The sequence below is a fragment of the Citrobacter sp. Cpo012 genome (genome assembly GCF_030333015.1).
Lineage (GTDB): Bacteria > Pseudomonadota > Gammaproteobacteria > Enterobacterales > Enterobacteriaceae > Citrobacter > Citrobacter portucalensis.
This window is the reverse complement of the sequence record NZ_JAOWGR010000043.1, coordinates 655,564-672,975: the sequence shown is the minus strand read 5'-3', so window position 1 is coordinate 672,975 and position 17,412 is coordinate 655,564. Positions and strand designations below refer to the sequence as shown.

Sequence of the window (17,412 nt, the reverse complement as noted above, 5' to 3'; positions counted from 1 at the left end):
TAAGGAGGCGATGATGCTGCAAATCTCTCATCTTGCCGCCAGCTACGGTGGAAAACCGGCGCTGGAGGATATCAACCTGACGCTCGATAGCGGTGAACTGCTGGTGGTACTCGGGCCTTCCGGTTGTGGGAAAACCACGTTGTTAAATCTGATTGCTGGGTTTGTGCCGTATCAGCATGGCAGCATCACGCTGGCGGGTAACAGGGTTGACGGTCCGGGGGCAGATCGCGGGGTCGTGTTCCAGAACGAAGGTCTGCTGCCCTGGCGTAACGTGCAGGACAACGTGGCTTTTGGGCTGCAGCTGGCGGGCGTGGACAAGCCACAGCGTCAGCGTATTGCTCTGGAGATGTTGCAGAAAGTCGGGCTGGAGGGCGCGGGAAAACGCTTTATCTGGCAACTTTCCGGTGGACAACGTCAGCGCGTCGGCATTGCCCGGGCGCTGGCGGCCAACCCGCAGTTGTTGCTGCTGGATGAACCCTTTGGTGCGCTCGACGCCTTTACCCGCGAGCAGATGCAAACCCTGCTGCTGAAGCTGTGGCATGAGACCGGCAAACAGGTGCTGCTGATTACCCACGATATTGAAGAAGCAGTGTTTATGGCGACAGAACTGGTATTGCTGTCCCCAGGACCAGGCCGGGTACTGGAACGTCTGCCGCTCAATTTCGCCCGTCGCTTTGTGGCCGGAGAGTCGAGCCGCAGCATTAAGTCCGATCCGCAGTTTATCGCCATGCGCGAGTACGTGTTAGGTCGTGTCTTTGAACAACGGGAGGCATTCTCATGAGCGTGGTGATTAATGATAAACCCCGTCGCCAGCGGGTGCTGAACTGGCGCTGGCCGTTCTCGCGGCAGATTACCTTAAGCCTTGGTACGTTGGCCGTCATTCTGGCGGTGTGGTGGACGGTGGCGGCGCTGCAGTTAATCAGTCCGCTGTTTTTACCGCCGCCGGGACAGGTTTTACAAAAGCTGATCGTCATTGCCGGGCCGCAAGGGTTTATGGATGCCACGCTGTGGCAGCATCTGGCGGCGAGTCTGACGCGTATTGTTATCGCGCTGCTGGCGGCAGTGCTGCTGGGCGTTCCGGTTGGGATCGCGATGGGGCTGAGTCCGACGATGCGCGGCATTCTCGATCCGATCATTGAACTGTATCGCCCGGTTCCTCCCCTGGCCTATTTACCGCTGATGGTCATTTGGTTTGGCATCGGTGAAACCTCCAAGATCCTGTTGATCTATCTGGCTATTTTCGCCCCTGTGGCGATGTCGGCGTTGGCGGGGGTGAAAAGTGCGCAGCAGGTGAGAGTGCGCGCCGCGCAGTCGCTGGGGGCCAGCCGTGCGCAGGTGCTGTGGTTTGTTATTTTGCCGGGGGCATTACCGGAGATCCTCACCGGGTTACGCATCGGGCTTGGCGTGGGTTGGTCGACGCTGGTGGCAGCTGAACTGATCGCGGCCACGCGAGGGTTAGGATTTATGGTGCAGTCAGCCGGTGAGTTTCTGGCAACGGATGTGGTGCTGGCAGGGATCGCGGTCATTGCCGTTATCGCATTTATTTTAGAGCTGGGTCTGCGCGCGCTTCAGCGTCGCCTGACGCCCTGGCATGGAGAAGTACAATGAGTGAACGTCTGAGCATTACCCCGCTGGGGCCGTACATTGGCGCACAAATCACTGGTGCGGATTTGACGCGTCCGCTGAGCGATAATCAGTTTGAACAGCTTTATCATGCGGTACTGCGCCACCAGGTGGTGTTTCTGCGGCAGCAGGTGATTACGCCACAACAGCAGCGGGCACTGGCGCTGCGTTTCGGCGATCTGCATATTCACCCTGTCTATCCACATGCCGAAGGGGTAGAGGAAATTATCGTGCTGGATACCCATAACGATAACCCGCCGGATAACGACAACTGGCACACTGATGTCACCTTTATCGACACGCCGCCTGCCGGGGCGATCCTGGCAGCAAAAGAGCTGCCATCGGTCGGGGGAGACACTCTATGGACCAGCGGAATTGCCGCTTATGACGCATTGTCTGAGCCGTTTCGTCAGCTGTTGAGTGGCCTGCGGGCAGAGCATGATTTCCGTAAATCGTTCCAGGAGTATAAATACCGCAAGACACCAGAAGAGCATCAGCGCTGGCTGGAGGCGGTCGCTAAACATCCACCGTTGCTACATCCGGTGGTGCGGACCCATCCGGTAAGCGGTAAACAGGCACTGTTTGTGAATGAGGGATTTACTACGCGAATTGTCGATGTGACGGAAAAAGAGAGCGATGCGTTACTAAGCTTTTTATTCGCCCATATCACCAAACCGGAGTTTCAGGTGCGCTGGCGCTGGCAGCCCAACGATGTGGCGATTTGGGATAATCGCGTCACGCAGCATTATGCGAATGCGGATTATCTGCCACAGAGGCGCATTATGCACCGGGCGACAATTTTGGGAGACAAGCCGTTTTATCGGGCGGGATGATTGCCGGCGGCGATTGACTTACCGGGCCTACGATTTGTAGGCCGGATAAAGCGAAACTGCCATTCGGCAACAAAGTGGCTAGCGCAGGATTTTTTTCTCAGCCAGATCCAGTGCGAAGTAGCTGAAGATCAGATCCGCGCCAGCGCGTTTGATCGAGCCTAAGCTTTCCAGAACCACTTTCTCTTCATCTATTGCACCTGCCATCGCCGCGAATTTGATCATCGCGTATTCACCGCTGACCTGATAAGCGCCAATCGGCAGCTCGGTGCGCTCGCGGATATCACGCAGAATATCGAGATACGCGCCAGCCGGTTTCACCATCAGGCAGTCTGCGCCCTGGGCTTCATCCAGCAGCGATTCGCGAATCGCTTCACGGCGATTCATCGGGTTCATTTGATACGTTTTACGATCGCCTTTCAGCGCCGTGCCTGCGGCTTCACGGAACGGGCCGTAGAAAGAAGAGGCAAACTTGGTGGAGTAGGACATGATCGCAGTATCGGTGAAGCCCGCGGCGTCCAGCGCCTGGCGAATCGCCTGTACCTGGCCGTCCATTGCGGCTGAAGGGGCGATGAAATCTGCGCCCGCTGCTGCGGCAACGACTGCCTGCTTGCCGAGGTTAGCAAGGGTTAAGTCGTTATCAACGCCGTGTTCGCATAATACACCGCAGTGACCGTGCGAGGTGTATTCACAGAAACAGGTATCGGACATGACGATCATTTCCGGTACGGTCTGCTTACAGATACGCGACATGCGCGCCACCAGACCGTCTTCTTTCCAGGCATCGCTGCCGGTCTCATCGGTGTGATGAGAAATCCCGAAGGTCATGACCGAGCGGATGCCTGCATTAGCAATACGTTCGATTTCGCGCGCCAGGTGTTTCTCTGGTATGCGCATCACGCCGGGCATGGCGTCGATAGCTTTGTAATCGTCGAGTTCTTCTTCAACAAAGATCGGCAACACCAGGTCATTTAAGCTGAGTGTTGTCTCTTCAAACATAGCGCGCAGCGCAGGGGATTTGCGCAGGCGACGAGGGCGTTGGATTAGGTCTGTCATGGTATGCCTGATGTTTGTGGAATCGAAGGCCGTAGTATACCCGAACCTGAGGGCGAGGGGTTTACGAAAGTTGGCGTTATGCCGAGGTTATGTTGATGTTATCAATGCTTGGTATTATGTGTTATCTCTATTTTTGCAATTATGACTATTTTAAATAGTGATTAGTTTTATGGTGAATTTAGTTTAATTTAATTTTTAATTAAGTGGCGAGATTTAACGGTATTTATTTGCTGACGTTTGATTTTTAAGCTAATCATAATTTCAATATATTGTTTTGCCAATGCCTTTACATGTAACTGTCTAAAATAAAAATGATTTTTACGTTTATTTGCTGTTTCGAATAATTTGCATGTCTATTGTCCGTAATCGGACTTAAACCAAAGAATAATTGAACCTTTCCTTTGTGAAACCGCATAATCTTCCCCGCGAAACATAAAATGTTTTCTTTGCATTGATAATTGATGGATCAACTATATTACGTCCCTGAGGAGGGATGACAAATGCACACTTGGAAAAAGAAACTTGTAGTCTCACAATTAGCATTAGCCTGCACTTTGGCAATCACTTCTCAGGCGAATGCTTCAACTGATATCTCTGGGACCACCTACACAACGTTTGCTCATTATAATGACGCATCCTACGCGGATGGCGTCTATTATGATGGATATGTTGGTTGGAACAATTACGACACCGATAGTATTTATAACGGTGATATTTATCCGGTAATTAATAACGCCACTGTCAACGGCGTTATTTCGACTTATTATCTGGATGATGGGCTGTCTACTAACACCAATAACAACAGCCTGACGATTAAAAACAGCACCATTCACGGTATGGTGACATCCGAATGTATGACCTCGGATTGTACTAACCGTACGGGTACTGACTATTACTACGATCGCCTGGCGATGAACGTCATCAATTCAACTATCGATGACAACTACGAACATTATACCTACAACGGTACGTATAATGACGCAGCTGACACACACGTTGTCGACGTTTATAACCTGGGTACGGCTATCACTCTGGATCAAGAAGTTGATCTGTCTATCTCCGCCAACTCTCATGTCGCTGGCATAACCCTGACTCAGGGTTACGAGTGGGCAGATATTGACGATAATACCGTCAGCACTGGCGTAAACAGCAGTGAAGTATTTAACAACACTATCGCTGTCAGCGATTCTACCCTGACCTCTGGTTCATGGACTGACGAAGGCACCACCGGTTGGTTTGGTAACACCAGCAATGCAAGCGACTACAGCGGGTCTTATACTGCAGACGATATTGCGTTAGCGGTTATTGCTAATCCAAATGCAGATAACGCGATGCAGACCACCGCAACGTTTAACAATTCCACACTGATGGGTGATGTGCTGTTCTCCAGCAACTTCGATGAGAACTTCTTCCCGAACGGTGCTGACACTTATCGTGATACCGATACTGACCTGGATACCAATGGTTGGGACGGTACTGACCGTCTGGATCTGACACTGAACAACGGCAGTAAGTGGGTCGGCGCGGCAATGTCCGTGCACCAGGTTGACACCGATGGTGACGGCGTTTATGACAGCTACGCTGCAGGCACTGAAGCCACCGCTACGCTGATCGACATCACCGCTAACAGCCTGTGGCCGGAATCAACCTACGGTATTGATAGCGACACAACTTCTTATGACGAAAATGGTCATGTAGTTGGCAACGCTGTCTACCAGAGCGGCCTGTTCAACGTCACGCTGAACGGTGCTTCACAGTGGGATACTACCAAAACTTCCCTGATTGATACCCTGAGCATCAACAGCGGTTCTGTCGTCAACGTGGGTGATTCTGAGCTGGTTGCTGACTCTATCTCTCTGACCGGTGCTTCTGCACTGAACATCAACGAAGATGGTCACGTTGCGACGGATACTCTGTCTATCGACAACAGTACTGTCACAATCGCCGATGATGTTTCGGCTGGCTGGAATGTGCTTGAAGCTGCGCTGTATGCAAACACCATTAACGTCACTAACAACGGCGTTCTGGATGTGGGTAACAGTACCGGTAATGCACTGCAGGTTGATACCCTGAACCTGACTAGCTACACCGACGCTTATAACCATGTTAACGCGGGTGTTTTCGACATCAACAGTACTGACTATGTGCTGAATGCTGATCTGACCAACGATCGCACTAACGATAAATCTCAGTCTAACTACGGTTATGGTGTGATCGCGATGAACTCTGATGGTCATCTGACTATCAACGGTAACGGCGATTCCGACACCTCAGGCGATCAGTCTGAAGTTGATAACTATGGTGACCATGTAGCGGCCGCAACTGGTAACTATAAAGTCCGTATCGACAACGCGACTGGCGCAGGTTCTGTTGCGGATTACAAAGGTAACGAGCTGGTCTACGTTAACGACGCGAACAGCACTGCGACCTTCTCTGCAGCCAACAAAGCTGACCTGGGTGCTTACACCTATCAGGCACAGCAGCAGGGTAACACTGTTGTTCTGCAGCAGATGGAACTGACAGACTACGCGAACATGGCGCTGAGCATTCCGTCTGCTAACACCAATATCTGGAACCTGGAACAAGATACCGTTGGTACTCGTCTGACTAACGCGCGTCATGGTCTGGTTGATAACGGTGGTGCATGGGTTAGCTACTTCGGTGGTAGCTTCGATGCAGATAATGGCACCATTAACTACGATCAGGATGTTAACGGCATCATGGTCGGTGTTGATTCCAAAATTGATGGTAACAACGCTAAGTGGATTGTCGGTGCTGCTGCAGGCTTCGCGAAAGGTGATATGAGCGACCGTACCGGTCAGGTGGATCAGGATAGCCAGACTGCCTACATCTACTCTTCTGCTCACTTTGCCAACAACATCTTTGTTGACGGTAACTTAAGCTACTCTCACTTCAACAACGATTTGACTGCTAACATGAGCAACGGTGAGTATGTTGATGGCAGCACCTCTTCTGATGCCTGGGGCTTTGGCTTGAAACTGGGTTATGACCTGAAGCTGGGTGACGCAGGTTACGTAACGCCATACGGCAGCGTATCCGGTCTGTTCCAGTCTGGTGATGACTATAAGCTGAGCAACGACATGAAAGTTGACGGTCAGTCTTATGACAGCATGCGCTATGAACTCGGTGTAGATGCAGGTTATACCTTCGCCTACAGCGACGACCAGGCGCTGACCCCGTACTTCAAATTGGCCTACGTTTACGACGACTCTAACAACGATTCTGACGTAAACGGCGACTCTATCGACAACGGTGTAGAAGGTTCTGCGGTACGTGTTGGACTGGGTACTCAGTTCAGCTTTACCAAAAACTTCAGCGCATACACCGATGCTAACTACCTCGGTGGTGGCGATGTTGATCAAGACTGGTCTGCAAATGTTGGTGTTAAATATACCTGGTAAGACATCTCTTGTTGTTAAAGAAAAGATAATCTAACTCAGAAAAATGCCCGTCACGGATTTGACGGGCATTTATTGCAAGGGATGCCCAAATGTTGTCTGCAAATAAACCGCTTGTGGAATTTGGTAAGCTTGATAAATGTTTGTCAAAATATGGCAAACACTTTGAGTGTGATAACGATAAAGAAATAATTTATTCCAGTGATATAAACAGTGACGATACCTTTATCATTTTAAATGGTGTAATTTCTCTGAGGCGAGGGGAGAATGTGCTGGTCGGTATTGCGCAGGCACCGTTTATTATGGGGCTTTCAGATGGTGTGATAAAAACAGATATACAATACAGATTAATCACGGAAAGCGATTGTACGGGATACCATCTACCTGCCTCGCAAACAATTAATATAATTGAAGAGTGCCAGCTTTGGCGTGAAGCTTTTTGTTGGTTGGCATGGCAAAACTCCATGCTTGAATTACGCGATCTGCAGTTGATCGGCAATAACTCCTACGATCAGATTCGCGCGACATTGATCTCTATGACGAAATGGGATGAAGCCCTTCGTTCACGCATTGGCGTTATGAACTATATTCACCAACGCACACGAATTTCACGCTCGGTTGTCGCTGAGGTTCTCGCAGCATTGCGTAAAGGCGGTTACATTGAAATGAATAAAGGCAAACTGGTGTGCATTAACCGTTTGCCTTTTGAGTATTGAATCAGGATGCAGGAATGACCTGTGGCTTGTACCCGCTCAACTCTGCAACCAGTTCGTTGATACCGTCGCTCATATTGGTAAAACGGGTCAGCGGAGAGCGCGTCACTACGACAAATGCCCCAACGTTTTGCTGTGGGATCATCGCCATATAGGTAATGAAGCCACCGCCGCCACCGGTTTTTTGAATAATTCCCGGTCTGCCATTCTTCGGCGCCATGTAGACCCAGCCCAAACCAAGCGCATCGGCTCTGCCTGGAACGTCCATTCCCACCACTTTAGTTAACTGCGTACGCTGGTAAATCAGCGTCTGCATCCGGTCGGCCTGCTGGCTACGATGATAAAAGTCAGAAGAAAGATACTGCTGCATCCAGCGCATCATATCGCCAGGCGTTGAATAGACGCCGCCGCTGCCCATCGCTGCCAGCGTATTGTTACAAGGACTGGCACCTTTTTCCGCGACCATCAGGCGTCGGCACTGATCGGGAGATGGCGTAAAGGTGGTGTCTTTCATCCCCAGCGGACGGGTGATTTTTTCTTCAAACAGCTGCGGATAAGGCTTACCTGACGCGGTACCCAGCGCATCGGCCAGCAGATCAAACGCCAGGTTGGAATAAGAAGCCTGCGATCCTGGTGCGGCTTTAAGCGTAGCCGTTGAGAGATAGCTCCAGCGCTGCTCGCGGGTTGGCCAGACAAACACCGGGCGCTTGGCCGCGCCGCCTGGCTGTTCGCGCGGCAGTGCGCTGGTATGCGTCGCCAGATTCACCAGCGTAATTGGTGTTCCTTGATAAGTGGGTACGCGTGCGCCAGGAGGTGCATATTTACTCAATGGATCGTTGAGTTTGACCGTGCCCTGATCGAGTAATTTCACCAGCATTTCGCTGGTCATTAATTTGGTAATTGAGGCAATGCGGATTACGGAATCCAGTTGCGGGTGAACATTATTGCCGGGGCGTGTTTCACCAAAACTGCGAAATACACGCTGATTACCATCAATCACCACGAGCGCCATCCCCGTAGCACCACTGCCGTAAAATATATGGTCGGCATAACGATCAACGATATCAGAGGCGAAGACCGGATCGGTTATAGGCTGTGCCGCCTGGACAGATGTCAATGACGCCGCACACAGCGCGGCAGAAAAAAGCAGACTACGTTTCAACGGTGGTGTCCATGAGTTAGAGAAAGTGAAAAAGGATGTCCTGCGTATGCGTATTTATACTACTCATCGGCGTATTGCAAAGCGCTTATCAACCAATGATAGTGGGAAAAACGTAACGATGAGTAAACACAGGAGTTTCCTGGATTGCGGATGTTCGCTTTTGTGATCTCACGCTGTGATAATCTGCACATACTGGAACGTTGTCGAGTGTGAAAACCACAGAAACAATTCTTCATAACCAAGGTGCGAACTAAGTGCCTCGGTTTTGGTCACAATTGTCGGTTTCAGCTTGTGTTTTTGGGCGTAAGCCGTCTGGCCTCCGCACTCCACGGTGGCAAATGCACAGCAGTCGTCATAACGATAAGAAGTTAGCAGGAGAGCACTATGTTTAAGTCTTTTTTCCCAAAGCCGGGGCCGTTCTTTATTTCGGCATTTATTTGGGCACTCGTCGCCGTTGTATTCTGGCAAGCAGGTGGGGGAGCCTGGGTTGCACATATTACCGGCGCGTCGGGAGACGTACCTATTAGCGCAGCGCGTTTCTGGTCGTTGGATTACCTGATTTTTTATGCGTACTACATTCTTTGTGTCGGGGTGTTCGCGCTGTTCTGGTTTCTCTACAGCCCACATCGCTGGCAGTACTGGTCTATTCTGGGCACATCGCTGATTATTTTTGTGACCTGGTTTCTGGTTGAAGTCGGCGTCGCCGTCAACGCCTGGTATGCGCCATTTTATGACCTGATTCAAACTGCGCTCAGCGCACCACACAAGGTGAAGATTGAGCAGTTCTATCATGAAGTGGGCGTTTTTCTCGGCATTGCGCTGATAGCCGTGGTCATTGGTGTGATGAACAACTTCTTCGTCAGCCACTATGTGTTCCGCTGGCGTACCGCGATGAACGAACACTATATGGCGCACTGGCAGCATTTGCGTCACATCGAAGGCGCAGCACAGCGTGTGCAGGAAGACACCATGCGTTTTGCTTCTACGCTGGAAGATATGGGCGTCAGCTTTATCAACGCGATTATGACGCTGATTGCCTTCCTGCCTGTACTGGTAACGCTCTCTGCCCATGTTCCTGACCTGCCGATTGTTGGACATGTGCCTTATGGCCTGGTGATTGCCGCGATTGTCTGGTCGCTGATGGGAACCGGTTTACTGGCCGTGGTCGGGATAAAACTTCCCGGGCTGGAGTTTAAAAACCAGCGCGTGGAAGCGGCCTATCGTAAAGAATTGGTCTATGGCGAAGATGATGGCAACCGTGCGACGCCACCGACGGTGCGTGAACTGTTCCATGCGGTACGGCAAAACTACTTCCGTCTCTATTTTCACTATATGTACTTCAATATCGCCCGTATTCTTTACCTGCAGGTTGATAACGTTTTCGGTTTGTTCCTGCTGTTTCCGTCAATTGTTGCCGGTACGATTACGCTCGGCCTGATGACGCAAATCACCAACGTATTTGGCCAGGTGCGCGGCTCGTTCCAGTATTTGATTAACTCCTGGACAACGTTAGTGGAACTGATGTCTATTTATAAGCGTCTGCGAAGCTTTGAGCGCGAGCTTGATGGTCAGGAAATTCAGGAAGTTACCCATACTCTTAGTTAACAAAAGGAGATGTTATGTCGACGGTTTCCCGTCTTTACCCCTTGTCCGGTCTGGCAGCATTAGTGCTGGTGGGATGCAGTAGTCAACCCGCGCAGCCGCTAAAAAAAGGGGAGAAAGCCGTCGATGTGGCGAGCGTGGTGCGCCAGAAAATGCCCGCCAGCGTGAAAGACCGGGACGCATGGGCGCAGGATTTGGCAAAGACCTTTGAAAGCCAGAAGCTGGCACCAACGGTTGAAAATATCTGTTCGGTGCTGGCGGTTGCGCAGCAGGAGTCAAACTTCCAGGCCGATCCGGCTGTTCCTGGTTTAAGCAAAATCGCCTGGAAAGAGATTGACCGTCGCGCAGAACGCATGCATATCCCGCTGTTTGTCGTGCATACCGCGCTAAAGATTAACTCGCCAACGGGGAAAAGCTACAGCGAGCGTCTGGATACGGTGAAGACGGAAAAACAGCTTAGCGCCATCTTTGATGATTTCATCAACATGGTGCCGATGGGGCAGACATTGTTCGGATCGCTTAATCCGGTACATACCGGTGGTCCAATGCAGGTCAGTATCGCGTTTGCTGAGCAGCACACCAGCGGGTATCCGTGGAAAATGGCGGGGACGGTACGTCAGGAAGTGTTTAGCCGCCGTGGTGGGTTGTGGTTCGGTACGTATCATCTGCTCAACTACCCGGCGAATTACAGTGCGCCAATCTTCCGCTTCGCCGATTTTAATGCCGGATGGTATGCGAGCCGCAATGCAGCTTTCCAGAATGCGGTCAGTAAAGCCAGTGGAGTGAAGCTGGCGATGGACGGGGATCTGATTCTCTATGGCAGCAGTGAGCCGGGCAAAACGGAGCTGGCGGTACGTAAACTGGCCGGGAAGCTAGGGATGAGCGAGAGTGAGATCCGCCGTCAACTGCAAAAAGGTGACAGCCTGGCCTTTGAAAAAACCGCATTGTACGAAAAGGTTTATAAGCTGGCGGAAGCGAAGACCGGGAAAACGTTACCCCGTGAAATGCTGCCGGGCATTCAACTGGAAAGCCCGAAGATCACGCGTAATCTGACTACTGCGTGGTTTGCTAAACGGGTGGACGATCGTCGGGCGAAGTGTATGAATCAGTCATCTTTATGATGACGGTGACGCCAGCGCATGACCGCCGCTATGACGCCAAGAATCAGGCTTCCGGCCAGGAAGGGGATCAGTCCAAAGAGGGTACCGACGCCTAAACCGATTTCAACCCGCGGGCGTCCTGTCTCCTGCATTTGCAGCTGCATCAGTTCTTCATAGATGCCGGGCGCGTGGGCCAACAGATTTAAAATCTGTGCACCCGCCCAGAAGCAAAACAGCACAAATACGGCATACGCAATGTTGCCGGGCAGGGAGGAGGGATCCCGATGCTTGCCCTTAAACAGGGATTTTGAGAGCGTAAAATCAGCCATAAAGACCTCCGGAAATAACCTGCTTTTTTTGACGTAATGCCTGGAACTGAGAGTGAGTCTGACAGGTGATCGGCAATGTCAATATCAGAATGATGGTAATTTCAGGTAGAGATTATTCCTGGATTTCGGTTTTTTGTTGGCGGTCACAATTATGTAACCTTAAGTTAAACTGAGTTACATTTAAGAAATTCCGCACAGGCCACAGACGCCCTCGGGGAAATGTGCGAGGATGCCTTACTGTGTTGTATTTCCACCGGAGCTGTTATGAACCTGCCTGTAAAAATCCGCCGAGACTGGCACTACTATGCTTTCGCTATTGGGCTTATCTTTATTCTGAATGGCGTGGTGGGGTTATTAGGTTTTGAAGCGCAGGGATGGCAAACTTATGCGGTGGGGCTGGTGACCTGGGTGATTAGCTTTTGGCTGGCCGGATTAATCATCCGTCGCCGCGTTGAAGATGATGAAGCAAAGGATGCCCAATAGCTCTATCAGGCATCCTGACGGGTTTACATACTGGTTTTCAGCGCGCTATCCGCAGCATGGCGTTCCAGCGCCAGTTCGATCAGGCGAGTGATCAAATCGGTATAGCCTAAACCGCTCGCCTGCCACAGCTTCGGATACATACTGATGTTGGTAAAGCCAGGCAGCGTGTTGATCTCATTGATCACAACGTCGTTTTCAGCAGTTAAGAAGACGTCCACGCGCGCCATGCCGGCACAGCCCAGAGTCTGGTAGGCCTGAATGGCGATTTCGCGGATCTTATCGTTAATCTCTGGCGCAATTGCTGCCGGAACGACAACTTTGGCACCGTTATCGTCAATGTATTTAGTGTCGTAAGCGTAAAAATCGCTGTTCAGCACGATCTCACCACAGGTACTGGCCTGCGGATGATCGTTGCCCAGTACCGCACATTCGATCTCGCGACCTTTGATCCCTTGCTCCACAACGACTTTATGATCGAATTCAAATGCCAGCGCGACGGCCTGATCGTATTGGGCTTCGCTGGTTACTTTACTGACGCCAACGGACGATCCCTGGTTGGCCGGTTTTACAAACAGCGGCAGACCCAGGCGGGATTCCACTTCGGCAAAGCTGATGCTGTTGCGATTCGCGCGAGTGAGTGTAATAAATGGCGCGATGTTTAACCCGGCATCACGCAGCAGACGTTTGGTCACGTCTTTATCCATACAGGCAGCAGAACCCAGCACATCAGAACCGACAAACGGCAGGTTCGCCACGCGCAGCATGCCCTGAAGAGAGCCATCTTCACCCAAAGTACCGTGTACGATCGGGAAAATAACATCGACCGTCGGCAGCGGTTGACCGTTTTGTGCATCGATCAACTGGTGCTCTTGTTTACCCGGTACCTGCGCCAGGCTGGTCTCAGAAGGTCGCAACGCAATATGCGCCGGATCGTTTGAATTGAGCAGATAGTTACTGGCATCGCTGACGTGCCATTGCCCTTGTTTATCAATACCTAACAGCACAACGTCAAAGCGAGTCTTGTCGATGGCATCGACAATATTTTTTGCCGATTGCAATGACACTTCATGTTCCGCTGATTTACCACCAAATACGATTCCTACCCGCAACTTTGCCATCTTAAAAACCCATTCCATGAATGCAAAGCACATACATTACCACGACAAAACGCAGGTTTCCTCGGCTTCTGGCAGATTGTTTTGGCGAATGACAGGGGATTAGAAGGGGACATACACGCAGATCGCGCGGGAAGCACAATCCCCTGTTTATATTATGGGTTTGATGTGAGCTATATCACAAATATGATGAGCGGGAAGATAAAATCCTAAACTGTGATTTATCGCACCTGTAGACCCTTATTCGGCTAAGTAATTTGTTAAGCTTCTCGCAGTTTTCAGCTAATTATCGTTATGAGTCCTTATGGAATCCTGGAGAGTTAACCTTATTTCCGTTTGGTTCGGGTGCTTTTTTACCGGACTGGCGATTAGCCAAATCTTGCCTTTTTTACCACTCTATATCTCCCAACTGGGCGTGACCTCGCATGAAGCGCTATCAATGTGGTCCGGATTAACGTTCAGCGTCACCTTCCTGATTTCAGCCATTGTTTCTCCGATGTGGGGCAGTCTGGCCGACCGTAAAGGACGCAAGCTGATGCTGCTGCGGGCCTCACTGGGGATGGCCATTGCGATTTTGCTACAGGCATTTGCCACTAACGTCTGGCAGCTTTTTCTGCTGCGCGGGGTGATGGGGTTAACCTCCGGCTATATTCCTAATGCGATGGCGCTGGTTGCGTCCCAGGTTCCACGCGAGCGCAGCGGCTGGGCGCTGAGTACGCTCTCTACGGCGCAAATTAGCGGCGTCATTGGCGGACCGCTGATGGGAGGCTTTATCGCCGATCATGTTGGCTTACGAGCGGTATTCTGTATTACCGCCGCCTTGCTGGTAGTGAGTTTTCTGGTCACACTGTTCTTGATCAAAGAGGGCGTTCGCCCGACGATTAAAAAAAGCGAACGTCTGAGTGGGAAGGCCGTGTTTGCCTCGCTTTCGCATCCAGCGTTGGTGATCAGCCTGTTTTTTACCACCATGGTGATTCAACTGTGTAACGGCTCAATTGGGCCTATTCTGGCGCTGTTTATTAAATCGATGGTCCCGGACAGTTCGAATATTGCTTTTCTCAGTGGGCTGATAGCCTCAGTACCGGGCATTTCTGCTCTGATTTCCGCGCCCCGACTTGGTAAATTAGGCGACCGTATTGGTACTGAGCGGATTTTAATGGCGACGTTAATCTTCGCGGTGGTGCTGTTTTTTGCCATGTCGTGGGTTACCACGCCGTTGCAGTTGGGAATTCTACGTTTTCTGCTCGGCTTTGCTGATGGTGCGATGTTGCCGGCGGTGCAGACGCTGTTGGTGAAATACTCCAGCGACCAGATAACCGGACGCATCTTTGGCTATAACCAGTCATTTATGTACCTTGGCAACGTCGCAGGGCCATTGATGGGGGCAACGGTTTCGGCAATGGCGGGGTTCCGTTGGGTGTTCATTGCTACAGCAAGCATTGTGCTTATCAATATCTGGCAACTGGCTATCGCGTTGCGGCGTCGGCGCGCGGCTCGTTGAGGTCCTGATTAACAACGCTGCTTGTCAGCGTTGTTAATCCATAATTGTGTATTATATATTTGTGTGATTATTAATTTTCTTACCTTTTTATATTGAATCATTCTGCTTCAGGACTCATTTTCCCTTATTTTGTGTTGTGATTGTTTTCGCAAATCGTTTTATTTCTTATAAAAATACAACTTTCATCCTCTAGGCAGTCGTGAGCCTTAATGATAACGTGACCCATATTTTGTTAAGGGAATAGGCAAATGAAAAACCTCGTCACTGAGTTGTTACTTAAGCTCGCGCAAAAAGAAGAAGAATCGCAAGATCTGGCGGCACAGGTCGAAACGTTAGAGCGGGTAATCATCGAAATGCTGAGCAATATGGCGTGGAACGATCGGCAAATATTTATTCGTCAAATTGAGGGGGCGCTGGCTGGCGGAAACCGCATGCCCGCGTTTCTGACGAACATACATAATGCTGGCGAGTGCGTACCAAAAGCCTTGTGATCCATCTGTGGTAGGGTAACCACAAATTATCATAAAAGTGTCACATCAAATACTTATAGTCGCTTTGTTTTAATTTTACCGTATTTATACATGGAGAATATAAAGTGAAACAAAGCGCTCTGGCTATTGCCCTGTTACCTTTGCTGTTTACCCCGGTTATTAATGCAGAAACATCTACTGTAGCGGTTATGGATAATCGTGCTGCTCAGGGAGATATCACCACGCCGGGTGGCGCTCGCCGATTGTCTGCCGATCAAACGGCAGCTCTGCGCGAATCCCTGAACGATAAACCGGCCAAAAATATAATTTTACTGATTGGCGATGGGATGGGCGACTCCGAAATAACGGCAGCGCGAAATTATGCTGAAGGCGCGGGCGGCTTTTTTAAAGGTATTGATGCTTTACCGTTGACCGGACAATACACACATTATGCGGTGGATAAGAAAACGGGCAAGCCCGATTATGTGACAGATTCAGCAGCATCTGCGACAGCATGGACAACCGGCGTGAAGACCTATAACGGGGCGCTGGGTGTGGATATTCATGAAAAAGATCACACCACGATTCTGGAAATGGCCAAAGCGGCAGGTCTGGCGACAGGCAACGTTTCCACGGCTGAATTGCAGGATGCCACGCCGGCCGCACTGGTTGCCCATGTCACTTCGCGTAAATGCTATGGTCCGAGCGTGACGGCTGAAAAATGCCCGACGAACGCGCTGGAAAAAGGCGGTAAAGGGTCAATTACCGAACAATTATTGAATGCTCGTGCGGATGTTACGTTAGGCGGCGGAGCAAAGACTTTTACTGAAACCGCTACGGCAGGTGAGTGGCAGGGTAAAACGCTGCGAGAACAAGCCCAGGCCCGTGGTTACCAGATGGTGAGTGATGCCGCGACGCTGGCGGCTGTTAGCGAAGCGAATCAGGATAAACCGCTGTTGGGTCTGTTCTCAGACGGTAATATGCCAGTGCGTTGGGAAGGGCCGAAAGCGTCTTATCACGGCAACCTGGATAAGCCGGTAGTGACCTGTACGCCAAATCCAAAACGTAACGACAGCGTGCCAACGCTGGCGCAGATGACGGATAAAGCGATTGAGCTGTTAAGCAAAAATGAGAAAGGTTTCTTCCTGCAAGTAGAAGGCGCGTCGATCGATAAACAAGATCACGCCGCTAACCCGTGTGGACAAATTGGTGAAACGGTCGATCTGGATGAAGCGGTGCAGCGTGCACTTGCCTTTGCGAAGAAAGATGGCAACACCCTGGTTGTGGTAACCGCTGACCACGCGCATGCCAGCCAGATTGTCGCACCGGATACTAAAGCACCCGGTTTAACGCAGGCGCTGAACACTAAAGATGGCGCGGTGATGGTCATCAGCTATGGCAACTCTGAAGAAGAGTCCCAGGAGCACACCGGCAGCCAACTGCGTATTGCAGCCTATGGCCCTCATGCGGCGAATGTGGTTGGCCTGACCGATCAAACCGATCTGTTTTACACCATGAAAGCCGCGTTAGGACTGAAATAAGCTGACACCCGACGGCAATACTTTTGCCGTCGGGTGGTATTTTTATCGTTAGCAGCCAAACTTACCTGTGTGTCGTCGTTCAGAAAAGGATGGTGCTATGAAAATTACATTATTAATGACGTTACTCTTTGGCCTTATTTTTTTAACTACCGTCGGTGCTGCCGAGAAGACGTTAACCCCGCAACAACAGCGTATGACCACCTGCAATCAGCAGGCCACGGCGCAGACCTTAAAAGGGGATGCGCGTAAGACCTATATGAGTGATTGCCTGAAAAACAGTAAATCTGCGCCTGAGGAAAAGAGCCTGACGCCGCAGCAGCAGAAAATGCGTGAATGCAACGTCAAGGCGACGGAGCAGTCTCTGAAAGGCGATGATCGTAATAAGTTTATGAGCGCTTGCCTGAAAAAATCTGCTTAGCACTTCCGGGTGAGCAGGTAAAATCGCTCACCCGAAATATCATACTTCCG

At 50.8% G+C, this 17,412-nt stretch carries 16 protein-coding genes; 12 read left to right on the top strand and 4 right to left on the bottom strand.

Translation table 11 applies throughout. From position 1 onward, the window contains the following. The first annotated feature begins 13 nt into the window (after window positions 1-13). The 3 genes from tauB to tauD are packed head-to-tail and all read left to right on the top strand — an operon-like array spanning window position 14 to window position 2,456. Window positions 14-781, top strand: a complete 768-nt coding sequence (gene tauB, locus OGX90_RS22985) for a taurine ABC transporter ATP-binding subunit (RefSeq protein WP_048235995.1) — start codon at window positions 14-16, stop codon at window positions 779-781. Then, window positions 778-1,608 carry a taurine ABC transporter permease TauC gene (gene tauC / locus OGX90_RS22980; RefSeq protein ID WP_008783892.1) on the top strand — a complete coding sequence of 277 codons (831 nt, stop codon included), beginning with the start codon at window positions 778-780 and terminating at the stop codon, window positions 1,606-1,608. The genes tauB and tauC overlap by 4 nt, the downstream gene beginning before the upstream one ends. Beyond that, window positions 1,605-2,456: a taurine dioxygenase gene (tauD, locus tag OGX90_RS22975; RefSeq protein WP_286624755.1), complete on the top strand. Its 852-nt coding sequence runs from the start codon at window positions 1,605-1,607 to the stop codon at window positions 2,454-2,456. The genes tauC and tauD overlap by 4 nt, the downstream gene beginning before the upstream one ends. A gap of 78 nt (window positions 2,457-2,534) precedes the next feature. On the opposite strand, the gene hemB is transcribed toward tauD, so the two are convergent. Continuing rightward, complete coding sequence (hemB, locus tag OGX90_RS22970; protein WP_003830941.1) at window positions 2,535-3,509, bottom strand: porphobilinogen synthase; 975 nt, start codon at window positions 3,507-3,509, stop codon at window positions 2,535-2,537. A 500-nt stretch (window positions 3,510-4,009) separates the two neighbouring features. On the opposite strand from hemB, the gene ehaB reads away from it, so the two are divergent. Together ehaB and iprA are read left to right on the top strand one after the other, a co-directional pair. Next, window positions 4,010-6,931 (top strand): autotransporter adhesin EhaB, encoded by a 2,922-nt coding sequence (gene ehaB / locus OGX90_RS22965; RefSeq protein ID WP_286624753.1) that lies wholly within the window; start codon window positions 4,010-4,012, stop codon window positions 6,929-6,931. A gap of 89 nt (window positions 6,932-7,020) precedes the next feature. Beyond that, a complete protein-coding gene (iprA, locus tag OGX90_RS22960) occupies window positions 7,021-7,644 on the top strand; it encodes a hydrogen peroxide resistance inhibitor IprA (RefSeq protein ID WP_003830944.1) in 624 nt (207 codons plus the stop codon). Window position 7,645: 1 nt separating this feature from the next. Here the strand turns inward: iprA and ampH are convergent, their stop codons facing one another. Beyond that, window positions 7,646-8,803 (bottom strand): D-alanyl-D-alanine-carboxypeptidase/endopeptidase AmpH, encoded by a 1,158-nt coding sequence (ampH, locus tag OGX90_RS22955; RefSeq protein ID WP_003830945.1) that lies wholly within the window; start codon window positions 8,801-8,803, stop codon window positions 7,646-7,648. A 384-nt stretch (window positions 8,804-9,187) separates the two neighbouring features. Between ampH and sbmA the strand changes: the two genes are divergently transcribed. Then, entirely contained in the window at window positions 9,188-10,408 is a 1,221-nt protein-coding gene (gene sbmA, locus OGX90_RS22950) for a peptide antibiotic transporter SbmA (RefSeq protein ID WP_057067136.1), read from the top strand. A gap of 14 nt (window positions 10,409-10,422) precedes the next feature. Continuing rightward, entirely contained in the window at window positions 10,423-11,526 is a 1,104-nt protein-coding gene (locus tag OGX90_RS22945; RefSeq protein WP_048214809.1) for a DUF1615 domain-containing protein, read from the top strand. On the opposite strand, the gene OGX90_RS22940 is transcribed toward OGX90_RS22945, so the two are convergent. Continuing rightward, window positions 11,511-11,834: a DUF2755 family protein gene (locus tag OGX90_RS22940; protein ID WP_032942507.1), complete on the bottom strand. Its 324-nt coding sequence runs from the start codon at window positions 11,832-11,834 to the stop codon at window positions 11,511-11,513. The two genes, OGX90_RS22945 and OGX90_RS22940, sit on opposite strands and share 16 nt — an antisense overlap. Window positions 11,835-12,098: 264 nt before the next feature. Between OGX90_RS22940 and OGX90_RS22935 the strand changes: the two genes are divergently transcribed. Further along, window positions 12,099-12,317, top strand: a complete 219-nt coding sequence (locus OGX90_RS22935) for a DUF2754 domain-containing protein (protein ID WP_003830949.1) — start codon at window positions 12,099-12,101, stop codon at window positions 12,315-12,317. 23 nt (window positions 12,318-12,340) lie between these two features. Here OGX90_RS22935 and ddlA read toward each other — a convergent pair whose 3' ends face one another. Beyond that, window positions 12,341-13,435: a D-alanine--D-alanine ligase gene (ddlA, locus tag OGX90_RS22930; RefSeq protein WP_008783901.1), complete on the bottom strand. Its 1,095-nt coding sequence runs from the start codon at window positions 13,433-13,435 to the stop codon at window positions 12,341-12,343. 301 nt (window positions 13,436-13,736) lie between these two features. Between ddlA and OGX90_RS22925 the strand changes: the two genes are divergently transcribed. The 4 genes from OGX90_RS22925 to psiF all read left to right on the top strand — a co-directional run bounded on the left by OGX90_RS22925 (window position 13,737) and on the right by psiF (window position 17,362). After that, complete coding sequence (locus tag OGX90_RS22925; RefSeq protein ID WP_100272851.1) at window positions 13,737-14,933, top strand: multidrug efflux MFS transporter; 1,197 nt, start codon at window positions 13,737-13,739, stop codon at window positions 14,931-14,933. Window positions 14,934-15,181: 248 nt separating this feature from the next. After that, window positions 15,182-15,424, top strand: coding sequence for a sigma-S stabilization anti-adapter protein IraP (locus OGX90_RS22920; RefSeq protein WP_057068908.1), 243 nt, complete (start codon window positions 15,182-15,184; stop codon window positions 15,422-15,424). A 104-nt stretch (window positions 15,425-15,528) separates the two neighbouring features. Beyond that, window positions 15,529-16,944, top strand: a complete 1,416-nt coding sequence (gene phoA / locus OGX90_RS22915; protein WP_286624749.1) for an alkaline phosphatase — start codon at window positions 15,529-15,531, stop codon at window positions 16,942-16,944. Between the two features lie 97 nt (window positions 16,945-17,041). Then, on the top strand, window positions 17,042-17,362 hold the full coding sequence (gene psiF, locus OGX90_RS22910) for a phosphate starvation-inducible protein PsiF (RefSeq protein WP_003830956.1): 321 nt from the start codon (window positions 17,042-17,044) through the stop codon (window positions 17,360-17,362). Window positions 17,363-17,412 lie beyond the last annotated feature (50 nt).